Raw genomic sequence first — 12,622 nt, forward strand, 5'->3', positions numbered from 1 at the left:
ATGGACTTTAACCAAAAAATCTCCCGGGGATCTTTCATCCGCACCAGCGCGTTAGCATTGTCTATCCCATTGCTTTCTAAAATTCCTTCGATCGCAAAAGCGCCGTCAAAAATCGGTTTGCAACTTTACACTTTGAGAGATGCATTAGCTAAGGATCTTGAAGGTACGTTGAATCAGGTTGCTAAAATCGGTTATAAGGAAGTTGAAACTTTCGGTTATTCTGACGGTAAGTTTTTTGGGAAAACACCAAAAGAATTTAAATCTTTACTAAGTGGACTGGGCCTAAGTGCTGTGAGCGGTCACTATGGAGCAGGTATCGCAATGCCTGACAAAAAAGGTACTTTGTCGAATGACTGGAAACGGGCGGTTGATGATTCGGCTGAGCTTGGCCAGAAATATATGATGTGTGCTTACCTGACGCCGGATGAGCGGAAATCGATTGACGATTATAAAAAGTACGCGGTGCTTTTTAATAAGTGTGGAGAAACCTGCAAAGCAGCAGGTATTCAGTTTGGTTACCATAACCATGATTTTGAATTTCAAAAACTGGATGGAGAACTTCCTTATGATATAATTACAAAAGATACCGATGCAGCTTTGGTGAAACTGGAACTGGATTTGTATTGGGCTGTAAGAGCCGGATTAGATCCTGTGGAGCTATTCAAGCAACATCCTGGACGTTTCCCTCTTTGGCACGTAAAAGATATGGAGAAGAGCGCAGATAAAGCATTTGCAGAAGTAGGGACAGGCTCTATCGATTTTGCTAAAATCTTTGCAGCCAGAAAAACGGCTGGTATGACGCATTTCTTCGTTGAGCAGGATGTTTGCAAGAAACCCCCGCTTGAATCCATTGCGATAAGTTACGGAAATCTGGTAAAGTGGAAGGTTTAACCAGGACCAATAAGAAATAAAAAAGAAGACCCGGCCGCATAGCAGCCGGGTCTTTCCACATTATGCAGATAAAAAAATCTTAACTCGCAAGTTGTAATTTTAGTTCGTTCAGACGACTGCGCAATGATGCGTCGATCTGACGGTCGTTTACACGAAGTAAGTAACCTCCAATCAAATTCGGATCTACTTTCTCTTCCAATTCTACTGTTCTACCAGTAGCATCTGCAACAATTTGGTTAAATTGTTTGCGAAGATCTTCGGTCAATGGAGTCGTTGTAATTACAGTTGCTTTCTGAATACCACGATATTCGTCGTAAGTTTTTATGAACTCATCAGCAATCGCATAAAGGATCGATTCCCGGTTCTTTTTAGTAATGATCTCAAATATTGAATAGGAAACCGGATTTACTTTATCCTGAAAAATTGCTTTCAGGATCGCCAGTTTCTTCTCGTGACGTACCACAGGACTTTTCAGTGCCAGCATTAAGCCACGATTTTTGTCAGCAGTATCCTTGAATAATTTCATATCCTCAAATACAGCCTCAACTACATTTTTTTCTTTAGCCAGTTCGATAAGTGATTTCGCGTATCTGGCAGCAACTATACCTACTGACATAGGGAATTAATTAATTTTGAATGAATAGACTTCACAGCTTCGCAAACCAATTAGTTCATGCGGGCTGAAGAAGCAAGGTCTGCGATCAGTTTTTCCTGAGATTCTTTATCTTTCAATTCACGGTGCAATACCTGCTCTGCGATTTCAAGAGATAAAACAGCAACTTCCTTACGCATTTTAGCAATCGCAGCATGTTGTTCGTTACGGATGGTGTCACGAGCACTGTCGATCATTTTCTGACCTTCAACTGCTGCTCTGTCTTTCGACTCAGCGATCATGCGGTCAGAAGCATCTTTCGCATCACGAAGAATTCTGTCACGAACAGCGTTAGCCTCTATAATCAGTTTTTCGTTATCCGATTTCAACTTAACCATTTCCGCCTTTGTTCTTTCAGCAAGATCAAGTGCACCCTGGATTTCATTTTCACGATCTTTTAAGCCTTTAATGATTGGTTTCCAGGCAAATTTTGCAAGGATAAAAACAACCAGTAAAAATACCACCAGCATCCAGAAAATAAGACCTGGGTTAGGAGTAAGCAATGACATAATATCTGAGTTTTGTGAGTTGTAAAATCTTTAAATGCGAGTAGATTTTGTAAATGAATATACTCTCTGTACTCTCTTTTTTGTAAAATCCGTGGAAGCCTAATGCTTCCACGGTAAGTTTTTTGCCAATTCTCCACGCCTAATGCGAAAGAGGTCAAGCATGAGACCTAAATCTCAAATTCGTTACTAAAGCTTGAACGAGATAAGCAGACAGATAACCGCTGCGAATAGCGCTACCGCTTCGATAAGAGCAGCAATGATAAGCATTGCAGTTTGGATAGCACCAGCAGCTTCTGGCTGACGAGCGATACCTTCCATTGCAGAACCACCAATTTTACCGATACCAAGACCAGCACCGATAGCAGCAAGACCAGCACCGATAGCAGCACCGAAAACAGCTAGACCTGCACCACCTTGTTCTGTAGCCTGAAGCAAAATTTGAAGCAACATAATTGTGTTTGTTTTAAAATATAATTAATAAAAAAAGAGATTCAAATCAATGTCCGTGATCGGCATGTCCATGCTCTTCAATAGCACTGCCGATGTACATAGACGATAACAGGGTAAAAATAAATGCCTGGATAAACGCCACCATGATTTCGATGAAGTTAAGGAACAGTGCAAATAATGAGATCACCGGAGCAATGAACATGCTCTGGAAAATAAAGATCAAGCCAAAAAGACTTAGAAGGATAATGTGACCAGCTGTCATGTTTGCAAAAAGACGAACCATAAGAGAGAACGGCTTCATGAACACACCCACAACTTCAACAGGAATCATAATAAGCAACAATGGAGCAGGAACGCCCGGAGGGCTCACAAGGTGCTTGTAATAATTTTTGTTTGCATTGATGTGAACTATAATAAACGTGATCACTGCAAGCGTCATTGTAACAGCGATGTTACCTGTAACGTTTGCTGCACCAGGAAGAAGACCTAAAATATTATTGACAAGAATAAAGAAAAACAAAGTCAATAAATAGGGAAGGTATTTTTCGTAGTTAGGTCCAACGTTAGGCTTAACGACATCGTCGCGGATGAAAAGAATAACAATTTCCATCGCAGATTGAAACCCTTTCGGAGCTTTGCCCACATTGCGTTGGTAAGCTTTACCAATGCTTGTGAAGATAAGAACCAAAATGATTGCGCTAAGCATCATGGATGCCACGTTTTTTGTGATGGAAAAATCGTAAATCTTACGAGCTTCATCAACCGGTACAATCGTTTCGGAATCACCGTGCACCAAATGATAACCATTGTATTCATGGTGTTCATTATGGAAATTGCTTGAAGAGAAAACTTCTATACCGCGATCCTCTGAGTATAAAATAACTGGTAAGGGAATCGCGACACCGTGCGAGAACTCCCATTCATGAGAATCTGCAATGTGGTGCATGATCATTTGGCCGATATTGAATTTTTCCTCTGACTCTTCCAGATTATGTTCAATTTCGTGCTCGGCTTTATTTACACCTTCAGCAACCGTATCATGGTCGTTGTGACCTGATTCCTGGGCCGAAGCCGGAAGGGTAAAAAAGCAAGTTGCCGCAACAAGGGCAGTGGTTATAAACAGTCGTAAAGGCGTATACATAAATGCTTGAAATACTATGCTTTGTCAATCGCGGCGCAAGTTACAATACAAACCATATATTTCAAAGCATGTATAGAATAAATACAGAGCAAAAAAATTGAGAACAAATGTAAATGAATCAGTTAGCCCTGAATATAAAAATATTCCAATGAAAATAATGCTGAGAATCAATCGTCCGACAATGGTGGAAAGATAAAAGGTCACAAATTTTTCCCGGTTGTTTCTAAGTCCATATTCCATCAGGCGGTGAATCAAAAATGAGAGCATAACAAAGAACGCCAGGATATACCATATATAAGGATGTATCCAGGTTGGAGCAACAAACCGCTGGACTAGAAATAATACAATTGATAAAATAATAGACGCGATTATGGTTCGTAACATATAGAGGAAAAGTCGGTATCTGAGATTATACTTATTAAGATAAAATTGGTGACAAAATTACTTTATCTTCGGCATACTCCGGATTAACAGATATAAGGATGCAGCGATAGAAGTGAGTGAAAGAATAAGTGTCCAAACAGGTATTTTGTTTACTTGCCATTCGTCCAGTTTGTAGCCGGCATAAGTAAAAACCAGTATTGTACCGAGCATCTGCATAGCCATACCAGAATATCTGATAAAATTTGAAGGAGATTTTCCGGTGGTCCGATTCCCCGGGTAAGGCTCAAATTTGCCTTTTTGTAAGTCCTTATGATCCTCTTCCATTCCTGCGATTGTAGAATTTATAGGTAAAGTTGCTTCAAATTTTGCAAATGGCATTATCTTCGATACGTTATTAAGCAAAATACCGTTTTAGTTTCGCGATAAAAATAGATAAAACCACCCCAAAAAGTCTTTTTTGTGACTCATACACTTACCCGTTCGTTACACATATTATTTATTTGTCTTCTGTTGGGAGGCGTAATATTCGGCTGTTCACAATACAGCTCACGCCCGGCTGCGGTCAATTTTCATAATGTTTCTTCACACTACAACGCATACTTTATCGCAGAGCAGGATATTCAGGAGGCGGAGTTTACGATGCGTGCGTCTTATAAGGAAGATTATAACCAGTTAATTCCTATACTTCTCCCGTTTGACTCAATACTTGCGTTGCCCGTAAAACCGCAGTTGCTGGACGCTGTAAAAAAGTCATCGATTGTCGCAGAGAAACATCAGAATAGTAAATGGGTCGACAATAGTTATGTAATTCTTGGAAAATCACGTTTGTATCTTGGAGAGTGGGCCGATGGATTAGAAGCTTTGCGTTATGTGTATGCCAACGGTAAGGATGAAAGTGATAAAAACCAGGCATTGATCGTATTGATGCGTGCTTACATTAGTCGCAAAGATTTTTCAAATGCACTCGGTGTTGCTGAATATCTCAGCCAGCAAGCTTTGACCAAAGATGCTACCAAAGATTTTTATTTAACAAAAGCATATCTCCATCAGCAAAATGGAGAGTATCTTACTTCTGTTGCAATTCTGGAGGAAACATTTCCATTACTAAACAAATCCATCGAGACTGCCAGACTTCACTTTGCAGCGGCGCAAATGTATGATCGCCTGGGGCAGTTCGCCTTGGCCAACGAACATTATAAACGTGTCGCCAAAAATGAGCCCGATTATGACCTGGGTTTTTATTCTTCCATGAACTCTTTGCAAAACCAGGTAATCATAGATCCCAAAGCGGATATTTCCAGCGTAGGGTTTGACAGAATGCTTCGCGATCGAAAAAATAATGACCTGCGTGACCGGATTTACTTTACCATGGGATTACTGGCAGAACATAAAAAACAATTGCCGGAAGCGGTGGGATATTTGCAAAAATCTGCTTCTCTGGCGTCTGCAACCAACAATGTTCAGAAGGCTTATACGTACCTGCAATTGGCACGAATACATTATGACGCATTGGAAAAGTATGAACTTGCCAAATCGTACTACGACAGTGCGTTAATTATTTTGCCCAAAGACGCTGCGGAATATCGCATCGTTTCTGATCGTAAGACAGCACTTGATAATTTTGTTGGACAGCAAACAATCGTAAAAACGGAAGACAGTCTTCAGATTTTAGCAAAAATGAACCCGAAGGCGCTGGATGATAAAATTGATGCAATTATTGAAGAGCAAGAAAAAAAGAGATTGGAAGAAGAAAAAAAGCGGAAGGAGATACTTGCTGCGGCAATGAATCAGACAAATGTTAATGGATCGGTTCCTTCACTTTCCAGCATGACTGACCGTCGGTGGGAGTTATATGATCCTGCGATGATCAATCAGGGGAAAATTGAGTTCCGCAGAGTTTGGGGAAGCAGGATACTGGAAGACGACTGGCGTCGAAGTTCAAAGCAAAACAGAGCTTTAACTTCAACAAACACTATTGATACTACTTCTGCAAGTGCGGCTGTGCCAGTGGAAATTGCGATGACAAAAGAAAATCCAATTTGGCAGGCGAAACATGCTGCGATGAAAAAAAATGTTCCTTTGACAGATTCCACATTTGCATCTTCGCAGAAACGCAAAGAGGATGCCCTATACAATCTCGGGAAAATTTATCGCTTCGATTTGAAAGAGTCGGATCGCGCGATAGCCGCTTTTAACCGTGTTTTGGCAGAATATCCACAAACGCAATATCGTGAAGAAATATTTTATTTAATGTATCTGACGCTTGCGGAGAACGACCAGAACCGGGAAATTTGGAAGGGTAAATTAATATCTGAATTCCCAAATTCTACTTATGCGAGACTCGTCAATAAGTCTGCAACAGACGGCAGTACTGGTGACAGAAATAATCCTGTAAAAGCGTATGAGAGTGCTTATAAATTATACGCCGACGGAAACTTCGAGAAAGCGCTGGAAGATATCGAGGCTGATTTGCCAGCTTATAAGGGAAGTATGCTGGAAGATAAATTTGCGTTGCTCCGGGTATTTCTGGTAGGGAAAATCCGTGGAAGAGAGGCGTATCTTCAAGCCATTAATGAATTTGTTCGTTTGTATCCAAACAGTCAATATTTGCCGCGGCTGAAAGAAATGCAGGAATCTCGCGAAATTTCAGTGGGGAAAAGATAATTCATGGATGTTGTATCTTTGTCGAACTGAATAATACGTTTTCACACGATTCACCAATAAAAATACCCCCAAATATGATTGAATTGCAGCCAGGAAAATACCGTCGCAGCATTGTCCGAGTTTATCGGTATGCAGCAATTGGCCTGGGTCTTTTTATATTTTACATTTTCGCCGTAAGCATGAATATTTTCTGGCTTTTCGGTGGTATGCCTGATCTTAAAACCCTTGAAAATCCCAAAAGTGAACTTGCCTCGGAATTAATATCCGAAGATGGAAAGTCACTTGGTAAATATTTTTTTGAAAACCGCACGCCCATTGAATTCGACCAGATATCTCCGAATTTGATCGAAGCACTTGTGGCTACTGAGGATGCACGATTTGTAAATCATTCCGGTATAGATCCACGAAGTCTGGCGCGTGTGTTTAAAGGTGTAGTTTCCGGAAATTCAAGTTCAGGAGGGGGAAGTACGCTGACACAGCAGGTTGCCAAAAACCTTTTCCAGACACGCTCAGAAAAATATGAAGGATTGTTGGGCAAAATTCCGTTGGTAAGAACAGTTATTGCGAAAACAAAAGAGTGGATTCTTTCAGTCGTTTTGGAGCGGAAGTATACCAAACGGGAGATTATGATGATGTATCTCAACACGGTATCGTTTGGTAATAATACTTATGGGATTAAAGTAGCAGCCAAAACCTATTTTGATAAAGATGCCTGGGACCTTTCGGTAAGCGAAGCTGCGCTGTTGGTTGGAATGCTGCAAAATCCGACCTTATATAACCCATTAAGATTTCCGACAAATGCGTTTAACCGAAGAAATACGGTTTTGGCGCAAATGGTTAAATACAATTATCTGCCGTTGGATAAATTTGAAAGTCTGAAAGATAAATCTCTGGGAATGAGGTTCAATGTGGATGGGCATAATACAGGTCTTGCGCCTTATTTCCGGGAGTCGATGCGAGGTTATCTGAAGGCTTGGGTAAAGCGATATAATGAAGAAAACGGGATGGATCTGGATTTATATACCAGTGGCCTTCGGATTTACACGACGATCGATTCTCGCATGCAGCGTTATCAGGAAGATGCGCTTAATGAGCACATGCGGACCCAGCAAAAATTATTTGACGCACACTGGAAAGACAGAAATCCGTGGGCGACGCCTGACGGAAAAGAAATTCCCGGATTTATTGAAAAAGCCGTTCGTGCTCTTCCTTATTTCAACGTATTAAAGAAGGAAGTAGGAGAGAAAGAGGCGTGGAAGGTGATGCGCCGGCCGTATAAGATGAAAGTATTTTCTTATGACGGAGAGAAGGAAATGGTTATGAGTCCTATGGATTCGCTTCGTTACTATAAGCGTTTCTTGCACGCAGGAATGATGTCGATGGATCCTAGAAATGGCCAGATCAAGGCCTGGGTAGGTGGTATTAATTTTAAGTATTTCAAATATGATCACGTAAAACAGGGCGCTCGTCAGCCGGGTTCGACCTTTAAGCCATTCGTGTATCTTTCTGCTTTGGACAAAAGTTTTCTGACACCTTGCAGCAGGATTATGGATGCACCTGTTCATTTTGGCTTATCTGATGGTGTGCCAGGTGGCTGGACGCCTCACAATTCGGGGAACAAATTCTCATATCGACCGCTTTCATTAAGACAAGCTCTTGGAAAATCGGTCAACTCGGTAAGTGCAAATATTATCAAAATGGTGAAACCTAATACCGTTGTTGAATATGCGCATAAACTTGGTATAACGAGTCCATTAAATCCTAAACCGTCACTTTGTCTTGGAATTAGCTCAGTTACCGTTTTTGAAATGGTAAATGCCTATTGCGCATTTGCAAACGGCGGACACAGAACGGAAGCGATGACAATTTTGAGGATTGAAGACCGTTATGGTAATGTTCTTCAACAATTTTATCAGAAGCAAAACCAGGAATTAAGCGAAAATATGGCATATAGTATGTTGTATTTGATGCGTGGGGCTGTGGAAGATGGAGGAGGTACGGCAAGTCGTTTAAGGACTTATGGTGTGACAGAGGGGAACGAAATTGCAGCGAAGACAGGGACGTCTCAAAATTATTCAGATGGTTGGTTCATGGGAATGACGCAACATCTGGTATCCGGAATATGGGTTGGCGGTGAGGATATGTCAATACATTTTCGGACCATGCAGCTAGGACAAGGGGGACACGTGGCGATGCCGGCATGGGGTTTGTATATGAAAAAAGTATATGACGACCCAACTTTGGTCCAGTACAGGAAAGGACCGTTTAATAAACCTGAAAATTTTGCATTGGATTGTGGCGGTGTTGCCTCTGACAGCGCTGACACCTACATTCCGCCCTCCCGCTCTGATGACGAAGGAGCATTGTTTTAATTCAATAACTAAGGAAATCTTTTATTTATGATTGAACTGCAGCCAGGAAAATACCGCCGCAGCATTGTTCGCGTGTGGTTAGGTACCGCAATTATCCTGGGGTCATTTATACTTTACATAGTTGCCGTAAGTTTCAACTTTTTCTGGCTATTCGGTGGAATGCCAGATTTGATTACCCTTGAAAATCCGAAAAGTGAATTAGCTTCTGAGTTACTTTCGGAGGACGGAAAATCGCTCGGAAAATATTTCTTTGAAAACCGAACACCTGTGGAATTTGAACAGGTATCAAAAAATGTAACCGATGCTTTAGTAGCTACGGAAGATGCTCGTTTTGTTAATCATTCCGGCATTGATCCGCGGAGTATGCTTCGCGTGGCGAAAGGTATATTGTCAGGAAATTCCAGTTCAGGTGGCGGTAGTACGCTGACACAGCAGGTTGCGAAAAACCTTTTTGAAACCCGTTCAGAAAAGTATGAGGGTGTTCTTGGAAAAGTTCCGTTCGTGAGAACTGTCATTGCAAAAACCAAAGAATGGATTTTGTCAATTACTTTGGAGAGGAAGTATACCAAGACGGAGATCATGATGATGTACCTAAATACGGTTTCGTTTGGTAATAATTCCTTTGGGATAAAAACGGCTTCAAAAACCTATTTTGATAAAGAACCGGGTGATCTGGAAGTGAACGAAGCGGCGCTTCTGGTTGGAATGCTGCAAAATCCAACTTTATATAATCCATTAAGATTTCCAACCAATGCCTTAAACCGGAGAAATACGGTTTTAGCGCAAATGACAAAATATAATTATCTGCCAGAAGATCAGTTTGAAAATAACAAGGAAAAACCGCTCGATCTGAAATTTACAGTGGATGGTCATAACACCGGGCCGGCTCCTTATTTCCGTGAGTCTATGCGTGGATACATGAGAGCCTGGGTAAAACGATATAACGAGGACAACGGAACTGATTACGACCTGTATACAAGTGGATTGCGAATTTACACGACTATTGACTCCCGCTTGCAGCAGTATCAGGAAGAAGCTTTGAACGAACATATGCGCCAGCAGCAGAAGCTGTTCGATGCACATTGGAAAGGCAGAAATCCATGGGCTGATGAAAGTGGAACGGAAATACCGGGTTTTATTGAAAAAGCGGTTAGAGCATTACCCTATTTTAATATTTTAAAAAGAGAAGTAGGTGAAGATGAAGCCTGGAAAGTGATGCGCAGACCTTATAAAATGAAGGTTTTTTCATACGATGGCGAAAAAGAAATGACGATGAGTCCGATGGATTCGATTCGTTATTACAAAAGATTTTTACATGCCGGTATGATGTCGATGGACCCGAGAAGTGGGGAAATCAAGGCATGGGTTGGTGGTGTCAATTTTAAGTATTTTAAATATGACCACGTAAAACAGGGCACTCGCCAGCCGGGATCCACTTTTAAACCGTTTGTATATGTGGCGGCTCTTGACAAGAATTTTCTTACTCCTTGTGACAAGATTGTTGATGCTCCGGTTCCTGAAAATGAGTATAACCCAACAAATTCCAATGGTAAATATTCGGGGCAAGCACTAACATTGAGACAGGCACTGGGAAAATCTGTAAACTCAATAAGCGCTGCGATCATCCAGATGGTCAAGCCGGAGACAGTGGTTGAATATGCGCATAAACTTGGAATTACCAGTGAACTGGATCCTTATCCATCACTTGCTCTGGGCGTAAGTTCAGTTTCAGTTTATGAAATGGTAAATGCATATTCGGCTTTTGCCAATGGCGGATATAAAACTGAACCGATGACAATTTTAAGAATAGAAGACCGTCATGGTAATGTTTTGCAGGATTTTCATCAAAAGCAAAATCAGGAACTTAGCGCGACTGTTGCATACAATATGTTATATCTGATGCGCGGAGCGGTGGAAGATCCGGGAGGAACAGCTGGGAGGTTGCATTCTTATGGTGTCACGAGCGGCAATGAAATTGCAGCAAAAACCGGAACAACGAACAATCAGTCAGATAGCTGGTTTATGGGTATGACACAAAATCTTGTATCAGGAATTTGGGTTGGTGGTGAAGATATGACAATACATTTCAGAACCATTGATCTTGGTCAGGGTGGACGAGCGGCGATGCCTGCGTGGGGAATTTATATGAGAAAAGTATATAACGACCAGACACTCCTCCAATATCGCAGAGGTCCTTTTATAAAACCAGAAAACTACGTTCTTGATTGTGGCAGCGTAGTTCCTGATAGCTCAGACACATATATTCCACCATCCAAATCGGATGACGAGGGAGTATTATTCTAATTTATAAGATTGAATTATTTCTCCTGTTTCGTGATTCTCAAAATTCACAGAACAGGAGATTTTATTTATTACCTTCATTTTAAATTCGCTTATTTAGCTAAAAACTAGCCGTGTATATTCTCGTCGCCCCAGATAAGTTTCGTGGTTCGCTTGAAGCATCAGAAGTCTGCCAATCGATTTCAGATGGAATTCATCTGGCGTATCCGGATGCAGAAATTGTAAATATTCCACTCGCGGATGGAGGTGAGGGAACGACCAGAATTTTGACAGAGAGATCTAACGGCAAGTTTGTAACGGCCATCGTTCGGGATCCACTGGGAAGATATATTGAAGCGGAATATGGAATATCTGGCGACGGAGCGACTGCTTTTATAGAAATGGCAGCTGCGTCGGGACTTAATCTTTTAAAGCCGTTCGAACAAAATCCGCTATTAACCAGTACGATTGGAACCGGAGAATTAATTGTTCATGCAATTGAGGCTGGCGTCGAGGAAATTATCCTTGGAATTGGAGGAAGCGCAACGACCGACGCAGGAATAGGAATGGCATATGCATTGGGTTATGAATTTTTTGATGAGAATAATGAAGCGTTAGCTCCGATCGGTGGGAATCTGTCCCGGATAAAATTGATCAGTTCTGAAAAGGTTTATCATAGGTTGAAACCCATTCGTTTTACAGTTGCCTGCGACGTTACGAATCCGCTTTACGGCGAGTCGGGAGCGGCTTATGTATATGGACCACAGAAAGGAGCCAGCAAAACAATGGTTTCTCAGCTGGATCAGGGACTGCAAAATATTGCAGCAGTGGCGGCAGAAACTTTTGGTTATGATGTCTCAGAAAAACCCGGAACTGGTGCGGCAGGTGGTTTGGGAGCAGGTGTGTTATGGTTTCTAAATGCAGAGCTTCGTGAAGGTGTAGGTATTGTGATGGAACGATGTGATATCGAAAACCATGTAAAAAAGGCAGATCTCGTAATAACCGGTGAAGGAAAAGTTGATGAACAAACTTTGAGTGGAAAGGTTGTAAAAGGCCTGGCGGATCTTTGTCAGAAATATCAGGTTCCCCTGGCCGTAGTTTGCGGAACCTTGATGATCACATCAACTGAGACAAAAGGAGCGGGAATAACTTACGCAGTATCAGTTCTTAATCGTCCAATGACCCTGACACAGGCAGAGGATGAGGCATATTCACTGGTTCGTGACGCAACTTTTCAATTGGTACGGTTGTTTTTTCATAGCGGCCAAAAATGACTTTA

The 12,622-nt window shown here is 41.5% G+C and carries 10 protein-coding genes; 5 read left to right on the forward strand and 5 right to left on the reverse strand.

Annotated elements, in window-relative coordinates:
• A complete protein-coding gene (locus L0657_RS03830) occupies positions 1-891 on the forward strand; it encodes a sugar phosphate isomerase/epimerase (protein WP_235149072.1) in 891 nt (296 codons plus the stop codon).
• 79 nt (positions 892-970) lie between these two features.
• On the opposite strand, the gene atpH is transcribed toward L0657_RS03830, so the two are convergent.
• From atpH to L0657_RS03855, 5 genes are all read right to left on the reverse strand, one after another.
• Positions 971-1,507 carry an ATP synthase F1 subunit delta gene (atpH, locus tag L0657_RS03835; RefSeq protein WP_235149073.1) on the reverse strand — a complete coding sequence of 179 codons (537 nt, stop codon included), beginning with the start codon at positions 1,505-1,507 and terminating at the stop codon, positions 971-973.
• Between the two features lie 50 nt (positions 1,508-1,557).
• Positions 1,558-2,052, reverse strand: a complete 495-nt coding sequence (atpF, locus tag L0657_RS03840; RefSeq protein WP_235149074.1) for a F0F1 ATP synthase subunit B — start codon at positions 2,050-2,052, stop codon at positions 1,558-1,560.
• Positions 2,053-2,238: 186 nt separating this feature from the next.
• On the reverse strand, positions 2,239-2,502 hold the full coding sequence (atpE, locus tag L0657_RS03845) for an ATP synthase F0 subunit C (protein ID WP_090335138.1): 264 nt from the start codon (positions 2,500-2,502) through the stop codon (positions 2,239-2,241).
• Positions 2,503-2,548: 46 nt separating this feature from the next.
• Positions 2,549-3,643 carry a F0F1 ATP synthase subunit A gene (gene atpB / locus L0657_RS03850; RefSeq protein WP_235149075.1) on the reverse strand — a complete coding sequence of 365 codons (1,095 nt, stop codon included), beginning with the start codon at positions 3,641-3,643 and terminating at the stop codon, positions 2,549-2,551.
• 441 nt (positions 3,644-4,084) lie between these two features.
• Positions 4,085-4,405: an AtpZ/AtpI family protein gene (locus L0657_RS03855; RefSeq protein ID WP_235149076.1), complete on the reverse strand. Its 321-nt coding sequence runs from the start codon at positions 4,403-4,405 to the stop codon at positions 4,085-4,087.
• Positions 4,406-4,486: 81 nt separating this feature from the next.
• On the opposite strand from L0657_RS03855, the gene L0657_RS03860 reads away from it, so the two are divergent.
• From L0657_RS03860 to L0657_RS03875, 4 genes are all read left to right on the forward strand, one after another.
• Positions 4,487-6,691, forward strand: a complete 2,205-nt coding sequence (locus L0657_RS03860) for a tetratricopeptide repeat protein (protein ID WP_235149077.1) — start codon at positions 4,487-4,489, stop codon at positions 6,689-6,691.
• Positions 6,692-6,765: 74 nt separating this feature from the next.
• Positions 6,766-9,063 (forward strand): transglycosylase domain-containing protein, encoded by a 2,298-nt coding sequence (locus L0657_RS03865; RefSeq protein WP_235149078.1) that lies wholly within the window; start codon positions 6,766-6,768, stop codon positions 9,061-9,063.
• A 27-nt stretch (positions 9,064-9,090) separates the two neighbouring features.
• A complete protein-coding gene (locus tag L0657_RS03870; RefSeq protein WP_235149079.1) occupies positions 9,091-11,367 on the forward strand; it encodes a penicillin-binding protein 1A in 2,277 nt (758 codons plus the stop codon).
• Between the two features lie 110 nt (positions 11,368-11,477).
• The gene (locus L0657_RS03875; RefSeq protein WP_235149080.1) at positions 11,478-12,617 is read left to right on the forward strand and encodes a glycerate kinase; all 1,140 of its coding nucleotides are present in this window, start codon (positions 11,478-11,480) and stop codon (positions 12,615-12,617) included.
• Positions 12,618-12,622 lie beyond the last annotated feature (5 nt).

Source organism: Dyadobacter sp. CY345 (genome assembly GCF_021502725.1).
GTDB lineage: Bacteria > Bacteroidota > Bacteroidia > Cytophagales > Spirosomataceae > Dyadobacter.

Bases quoted from the DNA above. Each gene is read 5' to 3' on its own strand.
- L0657_RS03865 (WP_235149078.1), top strand. From the start codon at position 6,766: ATGATTGAATTGCAGCCAGGAAAATACCGTCGCAGCATTGTCCGAGTT.
- atpF (WP_235149074.1), bottom strand. From the start codon at position 2,052: ATGTCATTGCTTACTCCTAACCCAGGTCTTATTTTCTGGATGCTGGTG.
- L0657_RS03870 (WP_235149079.1), top strand. From the start codon at position 9,091: ATGATTGAACTGCAGCCAGGAAAATACCGCCGCAGCATTGTTCGCGTG.
- L0657_RS03855 (WP_235149076.1), bottom strand. From the start codon at position 4,405: ATGCCATTTGCAAAATTTGAAGCAACTTTACCTATAAATTCTACAATC.
- atpE (WP_090335138.1), bottom strand. From the start codon at position 2,502: ATGTTGCTTCAAATTTTGCTTCAGGCTACAGAACAAGGTGGTGCAGGT.
- L0657_RS03830 (WP_235149072.1), top strand. From the start codon at position 1: ATGGACTTTAACCAAAAAATCTCCCGGGGATCTTTCATCCGCACCAGC.
- atpB (WP_235149075.1), bottom strand. From the start codon at position 3,643: ATGTATACGCCTTTACGACTGTTTATAACCACTGCCCTTGTTGCGGCA.
- atpH (WP_235149073.1), bottom strand. From the start codon at position 1,507: ATGTCAGTAGGTATAGTTGCTGCCAGATACGCGAAATCACTTATCGAA.